The 24,721-nt window shown below is 59.1% G+C and carries 16 protein-coding genes; 6 read left to right on the top strand and 10 right to left on the bottom strand.

Annotated elements, in window-relative coordinates:
* Positions 1-24: 24 nt before the first annotated feature.
* The 5 genes from hisC to mtnA all read right to left on the bottom strand — a co-directional run bounded on the left by hisC (position 25) and on the right by mtnA (position 7,844).
* A complete protein-coding gene (gene hisC, locus PMI37_RS08150) occupies positions 25-1,137 on the bottom strand; it encodes a histidinol-phosphate transaminase (RefSeq protein ID WP_008079782.1) in 1,113 nt (370 codons plus the stop codon).
* Positions 1,138-1,150: 13 nt separating this feature from the next.
* Positions 1,151-2,245, bottom strand: coding sequence for a prephenate dehydratase (gene pheA, locus PMI37_RS08145; protein ID WP_007908404.1), 1,095 nt, complete (start codon positions 2,243-2,245; stop codon positions 1,151-1,153).
* Entirely contained in the window at positions 2,245-3,330 is a 1,086-nt protein-coding gene (gene serC, locus PMI37_RS08140; protein WP_045123060.1) for a 3-phosphoserine/phosphohydroxythreonine transaminase, read from the bottom strand. Before serC ends, pheA begins: the two co-directional genes overlap by 1 nt.
* A 229-nt stretch (positions 3,331-3,559) precedes the next feature.
* Positions 3,560-6,334: a DNA gyrase subunit A gene (gene gyrA / locus PMI37_RS08135; RefSeq protein WP_008079779.1), complete on the bottom strand. Its 2,775-nt coding sequence runs from the start codon at positions 6,332-6,334 to the stop codon at positions 3,560-3,562.
* 433 nt (positions 6,335-6,767) lie between these two features.
* Entirely contained in the window at positions 6,768-7,844 is a 1,077-nt protein-coding gene (gene mtnA, locus PMI37_RS08130; RefSeq protein WP_045123059.1) for an S-methyl-5-thioribose-1-phosphate isomerase, read from the bottom strand.
* A gap of 108 nt (positions 7,845-7,952) precedes the next feature.
* Here mtnA and PMI37_RS08125 point away from each other — a divergent pair, with 108 nt between their 5' ends.
* The 5 genes from PMI37_RS08125 (at position 7,953) to PMI37_RS08105 (ending at position 12,921) form a co-directional block, all read left to right on the top strand.
* Positions 7,953-9,287: a TRZ/ATZ family hydrolase gene (locus PMI37_RS08125; RefSeq protein WP_008079777.1), complete on the top strand. Its 1,335-nt coding sequence runs from the start codon at positions 7,953-7,955 to the stop codon at positions 9,285-9,287.
* A 57-nt stretch (positions 9,288-9,344) separates the two neighbouring features.
* Positions 9,345-10,043, top strand: a complete 699-nt coding sequence (gene ubiG, locus PMI37_RS08120; protein WP_008079776.1) for a bifunctional 2-polyprenyl-6-hydroxyphenol methylase/3-demethylubiquinol 3-O-methyltransferase UbiG — start codon at positions 9,345-9,347, stop codon at positions 10,041-10,043.
* 4 nt (positions 10,044-10,047) lie between these two features.
* Positions 10,048-10,719 (top strand): N-acetylmuramic acid 6-phosphate phosphatase MupP, encoded by a 672-nt coding sequence (mupP, locus tag PMI37_RS08115; protein WP_008079775.1) that lies wholly within the window; start codon positions 10,048-10,050, stop codon positions 10,717-10,719.
* A 173-nt stretch (positions 10,720-10,892) separates the two neighbouring features.
* The gene (locus tag PMI37_RS08110) at positions 10,893-11,633 is read left to right on the top strand and encodes a YciK family oxidoreductase (protein WP_008079774.1); all 741 of its coding nucleotides are present in this window, start codon (positions 10,893-10,895) and stop codon (positions 11,631-11,633) included.
* 361 nt (positions 11,634-11,994) lie between these two features.
* On the top strand, positions 11,995-12,921 hold the full coding sequence (locus PMI37_RS08105) for a GGDEF domain-containing protein (RefSeq protein ID WP_008079773.1): 927 nt from the start codon (positions 11,995-11,997) through the stop codon (positions 12,919-12,921).
* A 138-nt stretch (positions 12,922-13,059) separates the two neighbouring features.
* Here the strand turns inward: PMI37_RS08105 and PMI37_RS08100 are convergent, their stop codons facing one another.
* Together PMI37_RS08100 and PMI37_RS08095 are read right to left on the bottom strand one after the other, a co-directional pair.
* Complete coding sequence (locus PMI37_RS08100) at positions 13,060-13,821, bottom strand: TenA family transcriptional regulator (protein ID WP_443216814.1); 762 nt, start codon at positions 13,819-13,821, stop codon at positions 13,060-13,062.
* 79 nt (positions 13,822-13,900) lie between these two features.
* Positions 13,901-16,360 (bottom strand): EAL domain-containing protein, encoded by a 2,460-nt coding sequence (locus PMI37_RS08095; RefSeq protein WP_008079771.1) that lies wholly within the window; start codon positions 16,358-16,360, stop codon positions 13,901-13,903.
* A 177-nt stretch (positions 16,361-16,537) separates the two neighbouring features.
* On the opposite strand from PMI37_RS08095, the gene PMI37_RS08090 reads away from it, so the two are divergent.
* Positions 16,538-21,049: a deaminase domain-containing protein gene (locus PMI37_RS08090; RefSeq protein WP_008079770.1), complete on the top strand. Its 4,512-nt coding sequence runs from the start codon at positions 16,538-16,540 to the stop codon at positions 21,047-21,049.
* A 4-nt stretch (positions 21,050-21,053) separates the two neighbouring features.
* On the opposite strand, the gene PMI37_RS08085 is transcribed toward PMI37_RS08090, so the two are convergent.
* The 3 genes from PMI37_RS08085 to trhO are packed head-to-tail and all read right to left on the bottom strand — an operon-like array spanning position 21,054 to position 24,443.
* Entirely contained in the window at positions 21,054-22,871 is a 1,818-nt protein-coding gene (locus PMI37_RS08085; RefSeq protein WP_008079769.1) for an ABC transporter ATP-binding protein, read from the bottom strand.
* A complete protein-coding gene (locus PMI37_RS08080) occupies positions 22,864-23,466 on the bottom strand; it encodes a DsbA family protein (RefSeq protein ID WP_177323301.1) in 603 nt (200 codons plus the stop codon). Before PMI37_RS08080 ends, PMI37_RS08085 begins: the two co-directional genes overlap by 8 nt.
* A 35-nt stretch (positions 23,467-23,501) precedes the next feature.
* The gene (gene trhO / locus PMI37_RS08075) at positions 23,502-24,443 is read right to left on the bottom strand and encodes an oxygen-dependent tRNA uridine(34) hydroxylase TrhO (protein ID WP_008079767.1); all 942 of its coding nucleotides are present in this window, start codon (positions 24,441-24,443) and stop codon (positions 23,502-23,504) included.
* Positions 24,444-24,721 lie beyond the last annotated feature (278 nt).

Here is a 24,721-nt window from a genome sequence, read left to right as displayed (position 1 = left end):
GCAGCAGATTGCATTGCAGTGACATCACCCACGAGCCAGAACCTTGCGCAGCGCTTCAAGGAAACGGCTGTTTTCCGCTGGCAGACCGATGGTCACCCGCAGGTGGTTCGGCATGCCGTAATTGGCCACTGGACGCACGATCACGCCTTCGCGCAGCAAGCCCTGGAATACAGGGGCCGCAACCTGGCCGAGATCGACGCAGATGAAGTTGCCTTTCGACTCGATCCAGCCCAGATCCAGCTCACGAAAACCGGCCTGCAACTGCTGCATGCCCGACTCGTTGAGCTGACGGCTTTGCGCCAGATACTCCTCGTCTTTCAACGCTGCGCAGGCTGCTGCCAACGCGAGGCTGTTGACGTTGAACGGCTGGCGAACGCGGTTCAGCACGTCAGCAACAACCGGAGTCGACAGGCCGTAGCCAACGCGCAACGCCGCCAAGCCGTAAGCCTTGGAGAAGGTGCGCGAAACCAGCAGATTCGGGTACGCGGCGAGGAAATCCAGACCATCAGGCAGATCGCTGCCTTCGGCGTACTCGATGTACGCCTCATCCAGCACCACCAACACGTGCTCCGGAACATCCTGGAGGAACTCGTCCAGCGCTTCAGCGCCGAACCAGGTGCCAGTCGGGTTGTTCGGGTTGGCGATGAACACCACGCGGGTGTTGGCATCAATGGCCGCGAGCATTGCAGGCAAGTCATGCCCCCAATTCTTGGCCGGCACCACTTTGGCTTGCGCGCCGACCGCCTGAGTAGCGATCGGGTAAACCGCGAATGCGTGCTCGCTGAACACCGCATTCAAGCCCGGCGCCAGATAGGCACGCGCGACCAGTTCAAGAATGTCATTGGAACCGTTGCCCAGCGTGACCTGATTCAGCTCGACGCGGCACTGCTCGGCCAGCAAGGATTTCAATGCGAAACCATTGCCATCCGGATAACGGGTCAGCTCGGCCAGCTCTTCACGGATCGCCGCCAAGGCTTTCGGACTGGCGCCCAGCGGGTTTTCGTTGCTCGCCAGTTTGACGATTTTCGCCGGATCCAGATCCAGCTCGCGCGCCAGTTCGTCCACAGGCTTGCCCGGAACGTACGGCGAAAGTTGTTGCACGCCCGGCTGTGCCAGAGCGAGGAAGTTGCCACTCATTTGCTACCGCCCCTTAGAGAACTGCTTTCGGGTAGGAACCCAGCACTTTGAGTGCTACTGCTTCCTGACTGATCTTTTCCAGCACACCTTTAATCAACGGATCACGGTGGTGGCCGACGAAGTCGATGAAGAATACGTAAGTCCATTTGCCGCTGCGCGATGGACGGGTTTCGATGCGGGTCAGGTCGATCCCGTTGTCGTGGAACGGCACCAGCAGCTCGTGCAGCGCGCCGGGTTTGTTGCTCATCGACACGATGATCGAGGTCTTGTCGTCGCCGGTCGGCGGCACTTCCTGATTACCGATCATCAGGAAGCGCGTCGAGTTGTCCGGACGGTCTTCGATCTTCTCGGCCAGACGGGTCAGGCCATACAGCCCTGCCGCCATATCACCGGCAATCGCCGCCGAATTCCACTCGCCTTTAACCCGCTTGGCCGCTTCGGCGTTGCTGGAAACCGCGACGCGTTCAACATTCGGGTAATGCGCGTCCAGCCACTTGCGGCACTGGGCCAGCGACTGCGCGTGGGAATAGATGCGGCTGATGCTGTCGGTCTTGGTGTTTTCACCAACCAACAGGTGATGGTGAATACGCAGCTCGACTTCGCCACAGATGACCATGTCGTGTTCGAGGAAGCTGTCCAGCGTGTGATTGACCGCGCCTTCGGTGGAGTTTTCCACCGGCACCACGCCAAAATTCACCGCACCGGCCGCCACTTCACGGAACACTTCGTCGATCGCCGCCATCGGCTTGCTGATGACGGCGTGGCCGAAGTGTTTCATGGCTGCGGCTTGGGTGAAGGTGCCTTCAGGGCCGAGGTAAGCCACTTTCAGCGGCTGCTCCAGCGCCAGGCACGACGACATGATTTCGCGGAACAACCGCGCCATCTCTTCGTTGCCCAGCGGCCCCTGATTGCGCTCCATCACCCGCTTGAGCACCTGAGCTTCGCGCTCAGGACGATAGAACACCGGCACTTCGCCTTCGGCCAGCGAGGCCATCTTTACTCGCGCGACTTCCTGGGCGCAACGCGCACGCTCACTGATCAGCTCCATGACTTTGGTGTCCAGAGCGTCAATGCGAACGCGCAGTGCCTTGAGTTCTTGCTCGGACATCAGCCGTGTTCCTTCTCGAATTCAGCCATGTACGCCACCAGCGCGTTGACCGCGTTGATGTCGACGGCGTTGTAGATGGAGGCGCGCATGCCGCCCACGGAGCGGTGGCCTTTCAGATTGAGCAGGCCGCGTTCTTCGGCACCGACGAGGAATGGCTTGTCCAGACGATCATCGGCCAGACGGAACGGCACGTTCATCCACGAGCGGTCCGACTTGTTGATCGGGTTGCTGTAGAGGCCGCTGGCGTCGATGAAGTCATACAGCGTGCGCTGTTTGACGTCGTTGAGTTTGGCGATCGCGTCGACGCCACCCTGCTCCTTCAGCCACTGGAACACCAGACCGGACAGGTACCAGGCCAGGGTCGGCGGGGTGTTGTACATCGAGCCGTTATCTGCGGCGACTTTGTAGTCGAGCATGGTCGGGCACAGCGCACGCGCCTTGCCGAGCAAGTCTTCGCGGATGATGTTGACGACGATGCCGCTCGGGCCGATGTTCTTCTGGGCGCCAGCGTAGATCATGCCGAAGCGCGAGATATCGACCGGGCGCGACAGAATGTCGGAAGACATGTCAGCCACCAGCGGCACGTCACCGACTTCCGGGATCCACTGGAATTCCAGACCGCCGATGGTTTCGTTCGGCGCGTAGTGAACGTAAGCGGCGTCTTTCGACAGCTTCCACTCGTTCTGGCCCGGGATGGCGAAATAGTCGTAAGGCTTGGCGGTGGCGGCGACGTTGACGCGGCCGTAGCGCGAGGCTTCTTCGATGGCTTTCTGCGACCAGATACCGGTGTCGATATAGTCGGCCGAGCCGCCTTCAGGCAACAGGTTCAGTGGAATCTGCGCGAATTGCTGGCTGGCGCCACCTTGCAGAAACAGCACTTTGTAGTTCGACGGGATATTCAGCAGGTCACGCAGATCCTGCTCGGCCTGGGTGGCAATGGACACGAACTCATCGCTGCGATGGCTCATTTCCATGACCGACAGACCCTTGCCGTGCCAATCAAGGAGTTCACCCTGGGCGCGCTGCAGGACAGCTTCAGGAAGCGCCGCAGGACCGGCGCAGAAGTTATAGGCTCGCTTGCTCACATCCAATCTCGCTCTGATTTGGTGGTCACTTAAATCTTTTAGTCTGCGGATGATCGTTCCCACGCTCTGCGTGGGAATGCATCCAATGACGCTCTGCATCATGGGACGCGGAGCGTCCCGAGCGGCATTCCCACGCAAAGCGTGGGAACGATCCCGTGCAGTGTTGCAAATTTTCAAACAGGACAAATAACAAGGGGGCGAATTTTCATCCGCCCCCTTGGTTGCCCGCTTATTCTTGCGGTTCTTCGTCTGCTGCGGCGTCGAGTTGCTGGTCTTCAACAGCATCGTCGATCACGACGGTGCCTTCGAATTCCTCGCCCTCTTCCCCCTCAAGCTCTTCACCTTCGATTTCCGAAGGCTCCTGAACCCGCTCCAGCCCGACCAGGGTTTCATCCTTGGCCAGTTTGATCAGCGTCACACCTTGCGTGTTACGACCCAGGCTCGACACTTCGTCGACACGGGTACGCACCAATGTGCCCTGATCGGAGATCAGCATGATCTCTTCACCGTCCTGCACCTGAACCGCGCCGACCAGACGGCCGTTACGTTCGTTGCTGACCATGGCGATAACGCCCTGACCGCCACGCTTGTACTCAGGGAACTCGGTGATCGCCGTACGCTTGCCATAGCCGCGCTCGGAAGCGGTGAGGATTTCGCTGCCTTCTTCCGGAATCAGCATGGAGATCAGCTTCTGCCCTTCTGGCAGACGCATGCCACGCACACCGCGGGCGGTACGGCCCATGGCGCGAACTTCGGATTCCTTGAAGCGCGTTACCTTGCCGCCGTCGGAGAACAGCATGATTTCCTGCTCGCCGTCGGTGACAGCAGCGGAGATCAGGATGTCGCCTTCGTCCAGCTCCAGCGCGATCAGGCCGACGCTGCGCTGACGACTGAAGGCCACCAGCGGAGTTTTCTTCACGGTGCCGTTGGCGGTCGACATGAAGATGAACGGTGCTTTCTTGCGGTCAGCAGCTTTGATACGGGCACGACGTTCTTCGTCGGTCTCGTTGCTGTTTTCGATTTCTTCTACATCAACCTCAACGCCTTCAGCCTCTTCTTCTTCAGCCTGACGCTTCATGGCTTCGAGATCGACCGGCAACATGGTGGTGATGTATTCGCCTTCGCTCAATGGCAGAAGGTTGACCAGCGGACGACCACGGGCAGCGCGGGACGCTTCCGGGATTTCGTAGGTCTTGAGCCAGTACACCTTGCCCTTGCTGGAGAACAGCAGCAGCGTGGTGTGGCTGTTGGCAACCAGCAGGTGAGCGATGTAGTCCTCATCCTTGACGCCGGTGGCCGATTTGCCTTTGCCGCCACGACGCTGAGCCTGGTACGCAGCCAATGGCTGGGTCTTGGCGTAGCCACCGTGGGAGATGGTCACGACGCGCTCTTCTTCCGGGATCATGTCACCCAGGGTCAGATCGAGACGGGCATCGAGAATCTCGGTGCGGCGCACGTCGCCGTATTCGGCACGAATCACTTCCAGCTCTTCGCGGATCACTTCCATCAGGCGCACAGCGCTGTTGAGGATGCGGATCAGCTCGCCGATCTGGTTGAGAATCTCTTGATACTCGGCCAGCAGTTTTTCGTGTTCCAGACCGGTCAGACGGTGCAGACGCAGTTCCAGAATGGCTTGCGCCTGTTCTGGCGACAGGAAGTACTTGCCTTCGCGCAGACCGTATTGCGGATCCAGAGTCTCAGGACGGCAGGAATCAGCACCGGCACGCTCAACCATCGCAACCACGGCGGAGGATTCCCACGCGGTGCTGATCAGCGCTTCCTTGGCTTCCGACGGCGTCGGCGAAGCCTTGATCAGCGCGATGACCGGGTCGATGTTCGACAGGGCAACGGCCTGACCTTCGAGGATGTGACCACGCTCGCGCGCCTTGCGCAGTTCGAAAACGGTACGGCGGGTGACCACTTCGCGACGGTGACGGACGAAGGCTTCCAGCAGATCCTTGAGGTTCAGGATGCGTGGGCGGCCGTCGATCAGCGCAACGATGTTGATGCCGAATACCGATTGCAGCTGGGTCTGGGCGTAGAGGTTGTTGAGGATCACCTCAGGCACTTCGCCGCGACGCAGTTCGATCACGACGCGCATACCGTCCTTGTCGGACTCGTCGCGCAGTTCGGTGATGCCTTCCAGCTTCTTCTCTTTGACCAGCTCGGCGATCTTCTCGATCAGGCGCGCCTTGTTCAACTGGTAAGGGAGTTCGGTGATAACGATTTGCTGACGGCCACCGACCTTGTCGATGTCTTCAATGATCGAGCGGGCGCGCATGTAAATACGGCCGCGACCAGTGCGGTACGCTTCGATGATGCCGGCGCGACCGTTGATGATCGCCGCGGTCGGGAAATCCGGGCCGGGGATGTATTGCATCAGTTCATCGACGGTCAGCTCAGGGTTGTCGATGAGCGCCAGGCAACCGTCGATGACTTCACCGAGGTTGTGCGGCGGGATGTTGGTCGCCATGCCCACAGCGATACCGCTGGAGCCGTTGACCAGCAGGTTGGGAATACGGGTCGGCATGACCGCCGGGATCATTTCGGTGCCGTCGTAGTTCGGCACCCAGTCCACGGTTTCTTTGTGCAGGTCGGCCAGCAGTTCGTGCGCCAGCTTGGTCATGCGCACTTCGGTGTATCGCATCGCCGCAGCGTTGTCGCCGTCGACCGAACCGAAGTTACCCTGACCGTCTACCAGCAGATAGCGCAGGGAGAAAGGCTGGGCCATACGAACGATGGTGTCGTACACGGCAGTATCACCGTGCGGGTGATACTTACCGATCACGTCGCCGACAACACGGGCAGATTTCTTGTACGGCTTGTTGTAGTCGTTGCCCAGCTCGCTCATCGCGAACAGTACGCGACGGTGCACGGGCTTGAGGCCATCGCGCGCATCCGGCAGTGCACGGCCGACGATTACGCTCATCGCGTAGTCGAGGTAGGACTGCTTCAGCTCGTCTTCGATATTGACCGGGAGGATTTCTTTGGCCAGTTCGCCCATGAGAAGCCTGATTCCTTTTTCTGGTGAAACTTCGTCATATCCATGTGGGAGCAACGAAGCTCGTCGGGGCCGGCCGAGTGCCATGCGCCGACTTACGACAAATCAACATTGGATCGCGGATTTGCGCAGTAAAGACAGCTTCGTGAAGCTGCCTCGGAAAACGCCGGATGTTATCACAAAGGCCGCCACGCACCTATCCCCCAGATGCGCATGGAGCATAGTTAGTTGACCGGTGACAGGCTTAACGGGGACGAGAGAGGCTCAGAGCTTCTTTGAGCGTAGATTTGTGGTGTGGATTAGCGATGTTTATTGACATTCGAGGGTAGGCACACATGTAGGAGCTGCCGAAGGCTGCGATCTTTTGATTTTGTTTTTAGAAGATAAAGTCAAAAGATCGCAGCCTTCGGCAGCTCATACATTGAGTGTCACCGCATTAGTGCAGGCGCTTGCGGCACATCAACTGGGCCATTTTGGCGGTATCCGGGCGCTCGACGATGCCTTTCTCGGTGACGATCGCGTCGATAAGGTCGGCCGGCGTCACGTCAAACACCGGGTTGAACGCTTCAACGTCGGCACCGACGCGCTTGCCGCCGACTTCCAGCAGCTCGGCGCCATCACGTTCTTCGATCGGAATGTCATCACCGCTGGCCAGGTTCATGTCGATGGTCGAGCTCGGCGCCACGACCATGAAACGCACGCCGTGGTGCATGGCGTTGACCGCCAGTTGATAGGTGCCGATCTTGTTCGCCACGTCACCGTTGGCGGTAATGCGGTCGGCGCCAACGATCACCCAGGTCACACCTTTGGTTTTCATGATGTGTGCAGCAGCGGAGTCGGCATTCAGGGTGACCGGAATGCCTTCGTTAGCCAGTTCCCACGCAGTCAAACGCGAGCCTTGCAGCCACGGGCGGGTTTCATCGGCGTAAACGCGCTCGACCATGCCTTCAATAAAGGCTGCGCGAATCACACCCAGCGCGGTACCGAAACCGCCCGTAGCCAGCGCGCCGGTGTTGCAGTGGGTCAGAATCGCCTGCGCATTGCCCTGATGCTTGCGGATCAGGTCGACGCCGAGCTGCGCCATGGTCAGATTCGCTTCCCGATCGCTTTCATGAATGGCAATCGCCTCGGCTTCCAGCGCCGCCAGCGGATCGGCATTTTCTTTCAAACGATCGAGGCGATCGTGCATACGACCGAGCGCCCAGAACAGGTTGACCGCAGTCGGACGGGAATCAGCCAGCAAGGCGAAATCCTCTTCCAGCGCTGTGTACCAGTCACCACCTTCAGCGATCCGCGTGCGCGCCGCGAGCACGATGCCGTAGGCCGCACTGATGCCGATGGCCGGCGCGCCACGCACCACCATCGAGCGAATCGCCTCAGCCACGCCGGCGGCGCTGGTGTAGGCAATCCACGTTTCTTCGAACGGCAAAATACGCTGATCCAGCAGGTGCAGCGCGCCGTCTCGCCACTCGATGGCCTTCACTTTCTCCGCAGCCAACAGTCGATCGCGCATCCCACACCCCGCACTCATGAACAAAAGCCGCCGATTATAGCGATCCCCCCGCGAAGACGCTCGGGTATACTTCGCCATCCTTTACAAAAGCACTGGAACCGACCCTCGATGCCGAAACCTGCCATTGCGCTCGACTTATTATTGCTGCCGACCTGGCTGGTACCCGTCGAACCCGCTGGCGTTGTGCTCAAGGAGCATGGCCTGGGCATCCGCGACGGTCGCATCGTGTTTATCGGCCCGCGCGCCGAAGCATTGAAGTGTAACGCCACAGAAGTTCGCGAACTGCCGGATGTGCTGCTCGCCCCCGGCCTGATCAACGCCCACGGCCACGCAGCAATGACGCTGTTCCGTGGCCTGGCCGATGATCTGCCGCTGATGACCTGGCTGGAAAACCACATCTGGCCGGCCGAAGCGAAATGGGTCGACGAAGATTTTGTCCGCGATGGCACTGATCTGGCCATCGCCGAGCAGATCAAGGGCGGCATCACCTGCTTCTCGGACATGTATTTTTTCCCGAAAGTCGCCAGCGAGCGCGTGCACAACAGCGGCATTCGTGCGCAAATCGCGATTCCGATCCTCGATTTCCCGATCCCGGGCGCCAGCAGTGCCGATGAAGCGATTCGCCAAGGCGTCGAGCTGTTCGGCGACTTGAAGCATCACGAACGCATCAAGATCACCTTCGGCCCTCATGCACCGTACACCGTCGGCGACGAGAATCTGGAAAAAATCCGCGTGATCGCCGAGGAACTGGACGCGTCGATCCACATGCACGTCCACGAAACCGCGTTCGAAGTCCAGCAAGCGCTGGAGCAGCGCGGCGAACGCCCGCTGGCCCGCCTCGGTCGCCTGGGCCTGCTCGGCCCACGCTTCCAGGCCGTGCACATGACCCAGATCAGCGATGACGACCTGGCGCTGCTGGTAGAAAGCAACACCAGCGTGATCCATTGCCCGGAATCCAATCTCAAACTGGCCAGCGGCTTCTGCCCGGTAGAGCGTTTGTGGCAGGCTGGAGTGAATGTCGCAGTCGGCACTGATGGCGCGGCCAGCAACAACGATCTCGACCTGCTCGGCGAAACCCGCACCGCCGCACTGCTGGCCAAAGCCGTCGCCGGTTCGGCCACCGCGCTGGACGCCCATCGTGCGCTGCGCATGGCCACATTGAATGGCGCGCGAGCATTAGGGATCGAGGCGCAAGTCGGCTCGCTGGAAATCGGCAAAGCCGCCGACATCGTCGCCTTCGACCTGTCCGGTCTGGCCCAGCAACCGGTCTACGACCCGGTTTCGCAGCTGATCTATGCCACCGGTCGCGACTGCGTGAAACACCTGTGGGTCGCCGGCAAGCAACTGCTCGACGACCGGCGCCTGACGCGCATGGACGAAGAGCAACTGGGCGCCACCGCCCGGGCCTGGGGCCAGCGCATCAGCGGCCACACCGAATCGTAAACACCCCGGGGCAAACTCCGGGGCTACAGCCCTTTTTCAAGTTTTAGAGGATTCAACATGAGCAACGTCGACCACGCCGAAATCGCCAAATTCGAAGCCCTGGCCCATCGCTGGTGGGATCGTGAAAGCGAATTCAAACCGCTGCACGACATCAACCCGCTGCGGGTCAACTGGATCGACGAGCGGGTCAATCTGGCCGGCAAGAAAGTCCTCGACGTCGGTTGCGGTGGCGGCATCCTCAGCGAAGCGATGGCCCAGCGTGGCGCCACCGTCATGGGCATCGACATGGGCGAAGCGCCGCTGGCGGTCGCGCAACTGCATCAGCTGGAATCCGGCGTCAACGTCGAATACCGCCAGATCACTGCCGAAGACCTCGCAGAAGAAATGCCTGAGCAGTTCGACGTCGTCACCTGCCTTGAAATGCTTGAGCATGTACCGGATCCATCGTCGGTGATCCGTGCCTGCTTCCGTATGGTCAAGCCCGGCGGCCAGGTGTTCTTCTCGACCATCAACCGCAACCCGAAGGCCTATCTGTTTGCCATCGTCGGCGCCGAATACATCATGAAGCTGCTGCCGCGCGGCACCCACGACTTCAAGAAATTCATCCGCCCGTCCGAGCTCGGCGCGTGGAGCCGCATGGCCGGCCTGACCGTCAAGGACATCATCGGCCTGACCTACAACCCGCTGACCAAGCACTACAAACTGGCCAGCGACGTTGACGTCAACTACATGATCCAGACCTTGCGCGAGGAATAAGTCGATGGCCATCAGAGCAGTCCTTTTCGACATGGACGGCACCCTGCTCGACACGGCGCCGGACTTCATCGCCATCTGCCAGGCCATGCGCGCGGATCGTGGCTTGCCGCCGATCAACGACAAGCACATCCGCGACGAGATCTCCGGCGGCGCCAAAGCCATGGTTGCAGTGACATTCTCGATGGACCCGAAATCACCGGGCTTCGAGGAGCTGCGCCTGGAGTTTCTCGAGCGCTATCTGGTCGGCTGTGCGGTACACAGCAAGTTGTTCGACGGCATGGGCGAATTGCTCGCCGACATTGAAAAAGCCAATCTGGTCTGGGGCGTGGTCACCAACAAGCCGCTGCGCTTTGCCGAGCCGATCATGCAGCAGCTGGGGCTGGCCGAGCGTTCGGCGTTGCTGATCTGCCCGGATCACGTGAAGAACAGCAAGCCGGATCCGGAACCGTTGATCCTTGCGTGCAAGATGCTTGATCTGGATCCGTCGACGGTGTTGTTTGTAGGCGATGATCTGCGTGATATCGAGTCGGGCCGCGATGCTGGCACGAAAACGGCGGCGGTGACGTTTGGCTACATCCACCCGGACGACAACCCACGGCATTGGGGCGCGGACGTGGTGGTGGATCACCCGTCGGAGTTGCGCAAGGTGCTCGACAGCGCGCTCTGCAGCTGCTGATCTGAATCAGATCTTGTGGCGAGGGGATTTATCCCCGTTGGGCTGCGAAGCGGCCCCCGCTTTCATCCAGGCGATGTGACACACAGGTTTTGCGACGGCTTCGCCGCCGAACGGGGATAAATCCCCTCGCCACAGGGTGAAGCAGGTCTTCATGAATGGATTGTGAGGTTTTTATGTTTGATTACTCCGCTCGCCCCGAATTGCTCAAGGATCGGGTCATTCTGGTCACCGGTGCCGGTCGTGGCATTGGCGCGGCTGCGGCGAAAACCTACGCCGCTCACGGCGCGACCGTGCTGCTGCTGGGCAAGACCGAAGCCAATCTGACCCAGGTCTACGACGAGATCGAAGCGGCGGGCCATCCGCAGCCGGCAGTGATTCCGTTCAACCTCGAAACCGCCCTGCCCCATCAGTACGATGAACTGGCAGCGATGATCGAAGCTGAATTCGGCCACCTCGATGGTCTGCTGCACAATGCTTCGATCATCGGCCCGCGCACGCCGATCGAGCAGTTGTCCGGGGAAAATTTCATGCGCGTCATGCAGGTCAACGTCAACGCCATGTTCATGCTGACCAGCACCTTGTTGCCGCTGCTCAAGCTGTCGCAGGATGCGTCGGTGGTGTTCACCTCCAGCAGTGTTGGTCGCAAGGGCCGCGCATACTGGGGCGCTTATGGCGTGTCGAAGTTCGCTACCGAAGGCTTGATGCAAACCCTGGCCGATGAGGTCGACGGCGTAGCACCGGTGCGCTCCAACAGCATCAACCCGGGCGGCACCCGCACCAGCATGCGCGCGCAGGCTTATCCAGGGGAAAACCCGCTGAACAACCCGACGCCCGAGGAGATCATGCCGGTCTACCTCTACCTGATGGGGCCGGACAGCAGCGGTATCAACGGCCAGGCATTCAACGCCCAGTAATGCCATACGTCGCTTTTGTTGCCGTGGCGGAATCCCGTCGCGGCATGCATTTGCCGCTGCCGACTGCAACAATTGAGTCAATTATCCAGCGCCCCTCCACTCCGAAATAACACAAGCCATTGAATACAAAGGGTTTTAATAAACCTGAACCGAATGGCACGACTTTCGCTCTAAATTTCCTCAAAGCATGCCGTGTGAAGGCAATGGGGCAAGGCCGATTTCGATAGCTTACTAATCGTCATCAGGCAGACTAAACTTATGCCAAATGTCCTACGGGACTGATGGATCAGTATGACGCGCAGCCCATAGCCGCTCTCACCCAGCCTGTAAGACAGACTTACTGCTTAGGGGCTCACGCCATATGAAATCACCTTCCCAGACCAATGCAATTGACTTCGACAGTGCCAAATTGCAACGCCTGGGTTTCGGTCAGCAGCCGCCACTTCTGGAGCGGCCCGCCAGTCTTGCGCAATTGCGCCAGCAACTGAGCCTGCAACTGCAAACCAGTCTCGAACCACAACGCATCCTCGGTCTGTTTTTCCGCGAAGTTCAGCGTCTCGTGCCGCTGGACGCCTTGAGCTACGTGCACAAGGGCAGCGACCTGCGCCTGGAGTTTGGCGCGCGCGGTCATCACTCCGTCAGTTACAGCCTGAGCCACGAAGGTGAGCACATGGGCGAACTGGTGTTCCGCCGCAATCAGCGTTTCAACGAGCATGAACAAGGCAATCTGGAGTCGCTGCTGTCGTCGTTGCTGTTCCCGATGCGCAACGCCCTGCTCTACCGCGCCGCGACCCAGAGCGCCTTGCGCGATCCGTTGACCGGTGCCGGTAACCGCATTGCCATGGAGCAGACCCTGCAACGCGAGATCGAAATGTCGCGTCGGCACCTGCAACCACTGTCGGTGTTGATGCTCGATATCGATCACTTCAAACGGGTCAACGACAGCCACGGCCACAGCGCCGGCGATGACGTGCTCAAAGCTGTTGCCGCCTCGATCAAGGGCCAACTGCGCAATGTCGACATGGTCTTTCGTTATGGCGGCGAAGAGTTTTTGATTCTGCTGTCGAACACCAGCCGCGAACCGGCAGCGATGGTCGGCGAACGTTTGCGTTACGCGGCGCAAGCGGCCGAGTATTACGCCGATGGCCAGCTGATCGAGCTGACGGTGAGCCTCGGCTGTTCGACGCTGCTGCCCGGCGAATCGGCGGAAAGCCTGCTGCGCCGCGCGGATAGCGCGCTATATGTGGCCAAACGCGAAGGCCGCAACCGCTTGGCAATGGCGGGCTAAGCCCTCCGGACACCCCCAAATCAAATGTAGGAGCGAGCCTGCTCGCGATGCGATCTGACATTCAACAATGATGTTGACTGACAGTCCGCAATCGCGAGCAGGCTCACTCCTACATTTTTTACGCGGTGTCAGCTGTAATCAGCTTTCGACGACAGCCCGGCGTTCACGGCTTACCAGCAAACGCTCGGACGTCTCCAGTTGCATGCAGCGTTCGAGGAACAGGTACATATAGTCGTAGCTCTTGCACACCGCCTGACGCAACTCGGTTTGCAAAGCCATGCTCGGGTTCATGCCGGCGAGGGTGCAAATGATCTCCAGCGCTTCCCACGGATGCGCATCGTCGTACTGCGCGTGCATCTTCAGCCACTTCATCGCGCGCTTGCGATCCTCTTCCGGGAACGCGGCGGCGTACACCCCCGTCGAGCAGACCAGTGCAGACCACTCACCGGTCGCGCCCTCGATTGCATAGTTGGTCGCAGCGATGGCGACAATCAGCGAATCGGCGGAACTGGTGTGCCAGCACCAATGACTCAAGGCGTGCAGTTCCGGCGGCACTTGCTGCGCCTGCAAGTCTTCCAGGCTGACACCATGGGCGCGACTCCAGTGCAGCCAGTAATCGGCATGATTGAGTTCAACGCGAATATTGCGCATCAGCCAACGCCGCGCCATGTCTTCGCCAGGGTGGCGGGCAAACCTGGTCTTGGTCAGGTTCTGCGCCATGTACAACGCGAACTGCTCAACTACCGGCCAGCCCCCGACCAGATACTGGCGCATGGTTTTGGCGCTGAGCTTGTTATCCCGCATGCGCATATACAACTCATGTTCGACAACCCGGCGCTTGCTCTCGCTGCAATCCTCAATGAGCTGTTGTGCCCAGGCAGGATAACTTGCAGATTCCATGAGTGGTCCGGTTCGGTTGAATGTGTCGATCACTGTTCGGCTCCTTTTGATTTGTGATTATAAGGATCGGCGAGAGACTTCAACGGAACGTGCCAGGCGCTTTGAATAACAGCGGCTGCGGTCTGGCGGGCCGACTTTGCAAACTGTCACAGGTAAACAATTGCGGACGTTCGATAATATAACCCTGAGCGTAATCAACGCCAATTTCAAGCAATGCCTGCTCGATCTGGGTTGTTTCTACAAACTCGGCAATTGTCTGTTTCCCCATGACATGCCCGATGTGATTGATCACTTCGACCATTGCGCGGTTAATCGGGTCGTCCAGCATATCCTTTACGAAACTCCCGTCGATCTTCAGGAAGTCTACAGGTAAATGTTTCAGATAAGCGAATGAAGACATTCCGGCACAAAAGTCATCCAGCGAGAAGTAACAACCTAAACCTTTGAGTTCATTAATAAAACGTATTGCACTGCCTAAATTTGAAATCGCACTGGTTTCAGTAATTTCAAAACAAATCATTTCAGGCGGTATGGCGTAGTTAACAAACTGCTCACGCAGGAAGTGCAAAAAAGCGTCATCTCCTATAGTAATGCCTGACAGATTAATCGCACACATCGCCAACGGACCTTCATGTTCTTCGGCAATACATTGAGCAATAACCTTAAATACGTTTTGCACTACCCAACGATCTAACTGACTCATCAAACCATAACGTTCAGCGGCCGGAATGAAACTGTCCGGGAGAATCATCCGCCCCGCTTCATCATGCAGACGCAACAGAATTTCGATGTGCGCACGCTCTCCCCCGGCGGCACCCAACGGCGCAATTTCCTGGGCGTACAGACAAAACCGGTTCTCCTCCAGTGCCATGTGCAAGCGCTGTACCCAGGCCATCTCACCGAAGCGCAACGACAACTCCGAATCGTCGGCGTGGTAGACCTGCACCCGATTACGGCCCTTTTCCTTGGCCATGTAGCAGGCCATGTCGGCGGCACGCAACGACGCTTCGAGGGTGGTCGGCGTCTGGCCGACATGCACCAGGCCGATACTGACGGTGGTCAGAAATGGCCGGCCCTTCCACACGAAATGCAGGTTCTGCACGGTCTGGCGCAGGCTGTCGGCGATCTTCTCGGCCGCCTCCAGCGCACAGTTCTCCAGAAGAATGCCGAATTCGTCACCGCCCAATCGCGCCAAGGTGTCGCCCTCGCGCAAACCGGACTGCAGCAACGCGCAGATATGCCGCAACAGTTCATCGCCGGCGGCATGCCCACAGGTGTCGTTGACCAGTTTGAATTGATCCAGATCGAGGAACATCAACGCATGCCGCCCGCCCTGACGGGTGAGATTGTGCAGCGCCTGCTCCAGGCGATATTCGAACTCACGGCGATTGGCCAACCCGGTCAGCGCATCGTGGGTCGCCTGCCACGACAGGTTGGCAATGTATTGCCGCTCCTGCGTCATGTCGTGCAGCACCAGCACCGTGCCACTGACTTTGCCGGCATTGCGGATCGGTGCGCCCACCAGCGTCACCGACACTGTACTGCCGTCGAGGCGCTGGATCAGTTTCGAATGCTCGCTGCCACCACTGAGTTTGCCACTGAGGATGTGCTCGATCAGTGTCAGCCCTTCGGTCTGCGCGTTGTCGTCGAGCAGGTTGAAGAGCGCCGCCAAGGGCAAACCGGCAGCCTGCTCGGCTTTCCAGTGCGTCATGGCCTCGGCGGCCGGGTTCATGTAGTCGATGGCCCCGGCAACGTCAGTGGTGATCACCCCGTCGCCAATAGAATGCAGGGTGACGTGGGCTCGATCCTTCTCCAGTTGCAGCGCTTCGGCAAAGGCATGGCGCTGCTTGAGCAGCTTGTGCGTGCGCAACAGCGCCAGCACGATCAGCCCCAGCGCCGTGGCGAGGTTGGTCAACAGCAGCAGGCGCAGAATCATCCGCGAACCTTCGCCCAAGGCATCACTGAACGCCTTGGCCGCCGGAGTCACAGCGTCGTTGATGGCGAAAATCTGCGCCTTCCAGCGACGAATGTCCGCCTCGCCCGCCGTGTTGCCAGTGATGCTCCGATGCATCTCCTGAGCCACGTTATCCAGTTCGACCAGATAGGCGTCGCCGACCGTCCAGCGGTCGATGGCGGTTTCCAGATAACTGAAATGACGAAAGTTGAGGTACAGCCAGATCAGGCTGGAAACGTCGTCCGGGTGGTTGCCGCCCTTGAGAATGCCATCGCGGGCAGACGCCAGATCGGGCGGCTGATGATCCAGCGCCACGCGTAGTTGATGCCCGCCCTGAGGCACCGCGATCGCGCTTTGATACTTGGGGAAGATCGCCTCGTCGCGGCTGTCGGCGTACAGGTTCAGGTAATAGATGGCGTCTTTCTGGCCTTTGGACCACAGACTTTCGCCTGCCACGTAACCGCGAACGGCCGACAGGACATAGAGACTCACACCGCCCAATAACGCCTGAAACAACACGACGGCGATGAATGGCCAGACGATGCCAAGCAACCGTGGCGTTCCGAGAGTCCGCTTTTGCTTCATGGGATCCCTTGTATGGCACTGCCTGACCATCCCTTCCGATCAGACCACCCACCAAGACTAGGAGGCGTTTGCGCTCCCGGCAAGCGGCATAGACGCCGATATATATATGTACCGCCACGCAATCGGGTGAAGCCATGAAACTGGTGACTCTCCTCATTTGCAAAGGCACTGCCGATCATGACGCCCTCACCCATTACACCTTCTCAACAACATATCGCTTTGCTCAACGAATACGATGGACTGCTGGTTCGCTTGAACAGCGTCAAGGAAACGTCCAGCGAGATTGAAGGCTGTTACTACATTCCAGCATCAAATACACCACTGCACCGCGTCCACATGGACGCGCTTTCTTCACTTGCACAGTTGATGAAAAACCCGATCTACCTGGCCACACTGGCGCAGCGGAAGCTGAACGCACGTCGCATGGAAGTCACCATCGATGGCCAGCGGACGACTTATGAAACCACCAGAATTGGCGGCGGCCATGCGTACCTCGAGCCAGAGGAGTTCCCTCAATTGCGGGGCTTGTTCAGCGCTGTCGAACGGGGAACCAGAGCGCTTGGCGGGAACCTGCGCGCCGACGCCATGTTGCCGATCTGCATTGCCCTGAGTTTTTACGGCGTCCCCCCCGCGCTGTTCAAGCAGCTCGATGCATTGATCCTTTACGTTGAAGAAGCTCGGGCCATTCACCGCCTGAGACTGGGCACCGTTGCTGATATCAACAGTCTTTTCCAGCCAGATGAACATAAGTACGTGGTGGCCGCAGTTGAAAACATAGTGGCCAAGAACGAGACGAGTGCCATCGATTCCCTCGTCAGACAAGCACTGCCTGACGCAACCGTCGAGCAAGTACGCGCCAGCCCAATGCGCAGTCTCGACCGGTTGCTCAATTGCCCCAAGGCCCAGGCATTGGCAGAAGATTTGGTCCAGTGGCTCAACTGGTACGGCGCAAAAGCAGACGAACAGCCGCCGCCCGACATCTCTCCACACCTCGTCGCTGAAGCCTTGCGCCTGTGGTACTCGAGTTCACACGGCCACCAGCCCGGCACCCTCGTGGGGTTTGATCTAAACAGCAGGGAACATCGCGGCAAGAGCTATCAGACATTACGCCGCGACTTCGAAAAGCACTTGAGTGAATACGCGATCGTCCGTGAAACAGAGGCCGAGACTCTGGAACAGGTGTTGGTGGGCCACCTGCTTCTGTCTAAATACTCCAGCGACTTCGCGGTACCGGATGTTCCGCCTGATCTTCCTTACGCCAGCTCGATTGCCTGGGTCAATTTCGTCCACGGCGTCAATCTGGCACAAGCACTTGAGCCAGGCTTGCTGCATCGGTTGAGCTTTCAACAATTGATCGACCTGCCGCTCCGTCAGAGCGAAAACGCCTCGAATGAGCTGATGCAACTGATCGCATTGACCCGCGCCGAACCGGCGCAACGCTGGGCTGCTGCCGCTGCCTTGGGTGATTTGACTGTGGTTTCTATCACCGAAGCGCTGTCAACGCTGGACAACTCGACCCAGGAACTGAGTCAGGCAATCAGCCAACTGAACGCGCAACCTGAGCCAAGACTGGACATTGCAAAAGCCGAAATTGCCCGCGGCTTTCCTCTCAATAAAATGCCCAAAGGTCTGAGGCTTACGAAAGCCGTCACCGGCAGGAGCAAACGCGCAGTCATCATACTGCCCGACATCAAAGCCTCCGCGTATGAGTTTGCCGAGGTCTACGCTGGAGGCGGGTTCAAACATGGCCAGAAATGGTCGGTGATTCTCGATGGCATACCACGCCAGAACTGGATTGTGCTTTCAAGCGATAACCGCGTTGAGACGGACGAAAAGTGGCGCACCTTTCGCACGTCAGGATTACCAGCGTTCTATAGCGAGTTCCTGCCGGACATCGAGCTCACGTTCAATCAGCGTTTCGAAGGCTATGTGGCGGACAGCAAGAAAGCTTACGCCTGCCTGATCAGACATTTGCTGATATCGCTGCCGTGGGACGAGCGCCAGGCGCTGGCACAGGGTGAAGTACGCATCCATTCCCTCAATCAGATTCTCAACGAGATGTCCTCTCTCACTACAGGCGAAGAAATCCCGCCGTCACGGCAAGCGCGGTTGGGCTTTTTGCTGGAAGCCAAGCCAATAGAGGGCGATTCGCGTTTCTATGAATGCCTGCCGCGTGCCGGCATTATCCGCCGCAGACACGACATCACCGCCGAACACCTCGGGCCAGCCATCAGAAAAACCCTCATATTTAAAGACATGGGGCCGCTTAACGCCCGCACCAACAAGCAGTTGCCCCTTGATTGGCAGGCTTATCACCAAGGAACAGTGCCGCTGGAGGACGCCACGTGCCGAGCGTTCATTTCTCGGCTCGACTCATTACCCGCACCGCCTGCCGCACATTCCATTCACAGTGGCCTGATACTGAACTCACCTCGCACTCAGAAGATCGCCGCCCTCGTTGCCGAAGTTTTGTTTTATTACAACGTCGACGAACTACGCTCGGTAGCATGGGGAGAAACGGCGTTCGACCGCGATAAGGCGGCCGGCCACTGGCTAGAATCCATCAAGCCTTTCGTGCCGTTCTGGGGCGGTATCGATGACCTGAAATCCGACGATTTTGGTACCCGCTTGCTGGGCGTGGCGGGGCTTGTCGTTGACGTGCTTTCGTTCGCCGTGCCGCTGGGAAAATTTGCTGCGGGCTCTATCCGGCTGGCGGCTACCGCCAGCCGGATCGGTATTCGTTCAGCATTGCCTGCTTTCAGCAAGGTGTCCGGCAAACTGCTCAACGCCACCCTGAAAAATCTCAATCCACTGGCGGTTGTCTCTGCCAGCCTCAAACTGTCGCGTCAATCGCTGCTGCTGACAGGGCGCGTGCTGTACCGCGCGGGACGCAGCAGTCTTACCGGGGTTCGCACCTTGATAGCAACCACTGCGCACTACGATTTGGTGAAAGGCATTACGCAGGTGACCGATCCGGGCGCCTGGAAACCCTTGGCGCAGGGTGATGACCTGGCCACCTTCAAAGGCATCAATGATGTGCCGGTGCGCAGCATCGCCACACCGGCAGGCAATCGATATTTTCTGATTGAGCCACTCTCGCTCAAGCCTTACGGCCCGCGACTGCTGATGACATCGACGGAGCTGTCGCCGGGGCGCTCCACGTACAATTCGGTGGGCAATGCCGATGGCCATTCGCTGATTGAAATCTCACAGCAATCCCGGGTTCGCGAACTGCTTGAAGCCGACGGCAGGACTACCCTGTTGATCGATGACGTGGCCTATCGCCTGGACGGCGATGTGCTACGCCGCGCAGACCTGATCGACGATAGCCAACGAGTGAAAATGCTGCCTTGCCGGGTGCGACGCGCACCCGGCAACGAGGTCTGTGAAACCCGTTATGTCACCCGCGATCCGGCGCCAACGCCTGCGCCGGGCAGCTTTGATGACAGCAAGGGCTGGGCCACCTGGTTCGGTGACAGCATTTATATACCGGCCGCCGGGCACGCCCCGCTGCGTGCAGCCGATATAGGCCAACACACCAGACTCAACGCCACGATGACATTCCAGAAAGGTATGTATGGGCGGGTCAGCGTCAATCTGCCAAGGCCGGGAGGATCCCTGACTGACACGTTCCAGGTCGGCGCGACGATCAGCCAGGACATGCATGACTCTACGCAGCTCGTGTTCATGCGTTTGAACGCCGGGGGCTTTTACGTCGCCGAACTCACCAAGGGACAGAGCCTCAAGGATCCGTTGTTGTTCAAGCAGGCCGCCACCCTGTCGGCGCAGCTGCGCCAAGAACTGACGACGGTGTACATCGGCTCATTGAACGCCAACAACATCGCCCGAATCTATGGCATAACCGCCGTCGAGCGCGCGATGAAAGCCATGGATAAAATCGCCGTGCCGATTGGCGGCCACAGCAACCCGCCCGATACGTTGCGCCGGATCAAAGTCGACACCAGCCCCGGTGAAGCGGTGCTCTTCGACCACTCCACACGAATGATCGTCAGGCACTCCAGTGATGGCGCTGCGACCTGGTCGTTATCCCGCGCCGCGCCGGACAGCGCTCGCGAGACGACCGCGCGGGTGTTCAACGCACTGTTCGAAAAAACCGTGATTACCTTTGACGCGAAGGCAGCCAATGCAAAAGCGCTGAAAATCGATAACACCATGCAGCAACTGCAGTTACTCATCAGCCAGAAAACCAGAAAAAAACTGCACAGCCCGAGAAACATCGCCTTCGCCGAGATCACTACGCAAACGGGGAGTCGAGAGGTGTATGTCAGCGTCTCTGGACAGCAGGGTGATACGGCATTCCTGCCACTGTTTGCCCGTCACCCGGATAACGCTCAGGTCACGCTTGGCAACATCACTTACTTCAACATCGATCATGACCACCGGTTTGCGGCGACTTCACTCAACGTCTCCGCTGCGGGAAAGATCCGTGCGATTCCACACACCATCGACAACATCGAGACCTACACGCCCGCCCTGACGTCACGGCCGACGTCACTGGATACCGAAAGCAAGCTCATCCGGGTGATTCGCGAAAAATACCCGGATGCGAAGACGCTGAATTCGATCACCATTGCCACAACCATGGCGCCGTGCGACTCCTGCGCGGTGGTGATGAAACAATTCGGCTATGACGGCAGTCCGGACGCGATGAACGTGCTCTGGAAGTGAGCACTCAGTGGCGCTGCAGATGCCCGTAGAGCTTGGCGTACAAACCGCCATCGGCGATCAGTTGTTGATGATCGCCGTCTTCGGCCACCTGCCCGCCATCGAACACCAGCACGCGATCGGCCTGCTTCACCGCTGACAAACGGTGGGCGATGATCAGCGTGGTGCGGCCATTGAGGAAGCGCGCCATGGCCTGGTGCAGGTTGTATTCGGTGGCGGCATCGAGGGCCGAGGTGGCTTCATCGAGGATGACGACTTTCGGCTCGGCGAGGATCATCCGCGCAATTGCCAAGCGTTGGCGCTGACCGCCAGAAAGCCTCACGCCGGAGCGGCCGACGATGCTGTCGAGGCCATCGGGCAAGGCGCGGATAGTCGCCTCCAGCTGGGCAATTTCCAGCGCCTGCCAACAAGCTTCGTCCGTGCGTGTGCGGCCCATGGTCAGGTTGGCGCGCACGGTGTCGTTGAACAACGCCGGGTGCTGCAGCACCACCGCGACGTTTTCACGAACCGTATCGAGGCCGATTTCCTGCTGGGTCGAACCGCCGAAGCGGATGGTGCCGGACAGTGGCGTGTACAGACCCAGCAGCAATTGCACGAGGGTACTTTTGCCACCGCCACTGGCGCCAACGATTGCGACTTTCTCACCGGGGGCAATCGACAGATCAAGCTGATCGAGCACCAGTTCATCGCCGTAACCGAAGCTCAAGCCTTGCACCTGAATGCCCACAGTGTCGCGCCCCTTGAACGGGTCGACGCCGCCGGGATACTGCGGCTCGTCGGCACGCGCCAATAGCTCATTGATCCGCGTGAGCGCACCGCCCGCCGCGTAGTAGGCATATTGCAGATTGAGCAGTTGTTCGACCGGGCCGATCATGAACCACAGGTAACTGAACACCGCGAGCATCTGCCCGATCGACAGGTCGGAGAACAGCACGGTGAGCATCGCCGCCGCACGGAAAATATCGATACCGAACTGGAACAACAAACCACTGGCGCGGTTGGAGGCGTCGGTCTTCCACTGCGAGTTGACCGCGTAATTGCGCACTTCCTGCGCCCGCAGGCCAAGCCTTCCAAGGAAAAAGCCCTGACGGTTGCCTGCGCGAATCTCCTGAATCGCGTCGAGGGTTTCGCTCAGCGCCTGGGTGAAACGCGAGGTGCTGTCGTTCTCCAGTTTCTTCAGGTGCTTGACGCGTTTGCCCAACTGCACCGTGGCGTAGATCACCAGCGGGTTGAACAGCAGAATCAGCAGCGCCAGTTTCCAGTGCATCCACATGAGGATGCTCGCGGTGCCGACCAGCGTCAGCATCGCCACCAGAAAACGGCTGAGGGTTTCGCCGACAAATTTGTCGAGGGTATCGAGGTCGGTGACCAGATGCGTGGTCACCGTGCCGCTGCCCAGGCTTTCGTATTCGCCCAGCGAGATGCGCTTGAGGCGTTCGATCAAGCGCACGCGAATGCGATAAACAATGTCCTTGGCCAGCCGTGCGAACAGTCGCGACTGCAACACGCCAAAACACAGTGAGCCGCAGCGCAGGGTCAACGTCACTAACAACATCAGGCCGATATAGCCCGCCGCTTGCTGCCACATGCTGGGCAACACATGGTTCATGACTTTCAACGCAGCATCGCCGTGGCCGAGCAGCACTTCGTCGACGAGCAACGGCAACAGCAACGGAATCGGCACGCTGCACAGCGTCGCCAGAACAGCCACGCCGTTAGCGATCCACAGGGATTTTTTGTGTGTGAGAGCCAGTCGCCGGACTTCTGCCCAGCTCAGCCGGTCGACACGCTTTACGGCTGGCGTGTCATCGGCCAGGTCAGGCACAGGCGGCGCGCTCCAGCCAGCGGCCGAGTAACGGCGACAGTTCGCTGAGCGGTTGATAGCCATTGGTAAGTAAGGCCAGTTGGCCATTGCGTTCGGCGAGCAGGGTCGGGAAACCGGCGATGCCCAGATCCTGCACCCAACTGAAATCGGCCTGAGTGGCTTTGTGTTGATCGGCATGGTCGAACAACGCGGCGAATTCGATGCGTGGCACGCCGGCCTGCTCTGCCAGTTCCACCAGCACACTGGCTTGGGTAACGTCACGACCTTCGGCGTAAAACGCCTGCTGGATCAGTCCGACCAGTGTCCATGCGCAATCCGGCGCCAGGCTGCGCGCAGTGACGATCGCGCGGCAGGCCGGCTCGGTGTCGTAGACAAATCCATCGGGCAACGCGCCGTCGAACTGGAACGGCTGGCCGGTGGCCTCGGTGACCGCTTGCCAGTGTTCGAGAATGTAGCGCCGCGTGGTCGGCTCCAGCGCCGAGCCACTGCCGGTACGCAAACCACCGACCACCAGATGCAGCTCGACCCCGGCTGCCTGCGCCTGCTCCACCAATGCCTTGGCCACTGGAGCAAAACCCCAGCACCACGAACACATCGGGTCCATCACATAGAGCAGGCGTGCAGACATGATTAAGCCTCGGTGGATGCTTGCTTGTAGTTGTAGCCGATCGGGTGCGGCATGTTGCGCGCCTTGGCCAGTTCGATCTGCTTCTGCCGATCGATGGCACTGCGCCGGGTCTTCTCGCTCAGCTTGTCCCAGCAATGCGGGCAACTGATGCCGGCGACGTAATGCTCGCTGGCGCGATCTTCAACGCTGACCGGTGTGCGGCAGGCATGACATTGATCGTAGTCGCCTTCGCTGAGGTCGTGGCGCACGGTCACGCGGTTGTCGAACACGAAGCAGTCACCCTGCCACTTGGTTTCTTCCTGCGGCACCTCTTCGAGGTACTTCAGAATGCCACCCTTGAGGTGGTAAACCTCTTCATAGCCCTCGCTGAGCATGTAGCTCGAAGCCTTTTCGCAGCGAATGCCGCCGGTGCAGAACATCGCGACCTTCTTGTGCACGGCCGGGTTGAAGTGTTCTTTGATGTAGTCAGGGAATTCGCGAAAACTGGTGGTTTTCGGATCAATGGCGCCTTCGAAGGTGCCAATCGACACTTCGTAATCGTTGCGCGTGTCGATCAACAGCACTTCGGGGTCGCTGATCAACGCGTTCCAGTCTTGCGGATCAACGTAGGTGCCAACCTTTTTGTTCGGGTCGACGCCTTCGACACCGAGGGTGACGATCTCTTTCTTCAGTTTGACTTTGGTGCGATAGAACGGCTGCTCGTCGCAGTACGACTCTTTGTGATCGATGTCGATCATGCGTGGGTCGTTCTTGAGCCAGGCGAGCAGGCCGTCGATGCCTTCGCGAGTGCCGGACACCGTGCCGTTGATGCCTTCTTCGGCGATCAGCAGGGTGCCTTTGATCTGGTTGTCGACCATCGCTTGCAGCAGCGGCTCGCGCAGGTTGACGTAATCTTCGAGGGTGACGAACTTATACAGTGCCGCCACGACAATCGGTTGTGTCATGGGTATTTCTCCAGGTGGCTACCCTCGCAAAGGGTGAACCGGATTCAAAAAAAAACGCGCCGGGTGAGCGGCGCGTTGCGGATTCTAGCAAAAACACGATGTGTTTTGGATGTACTGAGTCTTCTGTGACAACACAAAACCTGTGGCGAGGGGATTTATCCCCGCTGGGCTGCGAAGCGGCCCCAAACCCTGAGAATGCGGTCTTTCAGGTAGATTGGGTTCTGTGGCTTTTGGGGCTGCTTCGCAACCCAACGGGGATAAATCCCCTCGCCACAAAA

Origin of the sequence: Pseudomonas sp. GM80 (assembly GCF_000282515.1) — a bacterium.
GTDB lineage: Bacteria > Pseudomonadota > Gammaproteobacteria > Pseudomonadales > Pseudomonadaceae > Aquipseudomonas.
This window is presented reverse-complemented; position numbering and strand designations above follow the sequence as displayed.

Excerpts from the sequence above, each read along its gene's own strand:
- hisC (WP_008079782.1), bottom strand. The coding sequence starts at position 1,137 with ATGAGTGGCAACTTCCTCGCTCTGGCACAGCCGGGCGTGCAACAACTT.
- pheA (WP_007908404.1), bottom strand. The coding sequence starts at position 2,245 with ATGTCCGAGCAAGAACTCAAGGCACTGCGCGTTCGCATTGACGCTCTG.
- gyrA (WP_008079779.1), bottom strand. The coding sequence starts at position 6,334 with ATGGGCGAACTGGCCAAAGAAATCCTCCCGGTCAATATCGAAGACGAG.
- mtnA (WP_045123059.1), bottom strand. The coding sequence starts at position 7,844 with ATGCGCGATCGACTGTTGGCTGCGGAGAAAGTGAAGGCCATCGAGTGG.
- PMI37_RS08125 (WP_008079777.1), top strand. The coding sequence starts at position 7,953 with ATGCCGAAACCTGCCATTGCGCTCGACTTATTATTGCTGCCGACCTGG.
- ubiG (WP_008079776.1), top strand. The coding sequence starts at position 9,345 with ATGAGCAACGTCGACCACGCCGAAATCGCCAAATTCGAAGCCCTGGCC.
- mupP (WP_008079775.1), top strand. The coding sequence starts at position 10,048 with ATGGCCATCAGAGCAGTCCTTTTCGACATGGACGGCACCCTGCTCGAC.
- PMI37_RS08110 (WP_008079774.1), top strand. The coding sequence starts at position 10,893 with ATGTTTGATTACTCCGCTCGCCCCGAATTGCTCAAGGATCGGGTCATT.
- PMI37_RS08105 (WP_008079773.1), top strand. The coding sequence starts at position 11,995 with ATGAAATCACCTTCCCAGACCAATGCAATTGACTTCGACAGTGCCAAA.
- PMI37_RS08100 (WP_443216814.1), bottom strand. The coding sequence starts at position 13,821 with ATGGAATCTGCAAGTTATCCTGCCTGGGCACAACAGCTCATTGAGGAT.
- PMI37_RS08095 (WP_008079771.1), bottom strand. The coding sequence starts at position 16,360 with ATGAAGCAAAAGCGGACTCTCGGAACGCCACGGTTGCTTGGCATCGTC.
- PMI37_RS08090 (WP_008079770.1), top strand. The coding sequence starts at position 16,538 with ATGACGCCCTCACCCATTACACCTTCTCAACAACATATCGCTTTGCTC.
- PMI37_RS08080 (WP_177323301.1), bottom strand. The coding sequence starts at position 23,466 with ATGTGTTCGTGGTGCTGGGGTTTTGCTCCAGTGGCCAAGGCATTGGTG.
- trhO (WP_008079767.1), bottom strand. The coding sequence starts at position 24,443 with ATGACACAACCGATTGTCGTGGCGGCACTGTATAAGTTCGTCACCCTC.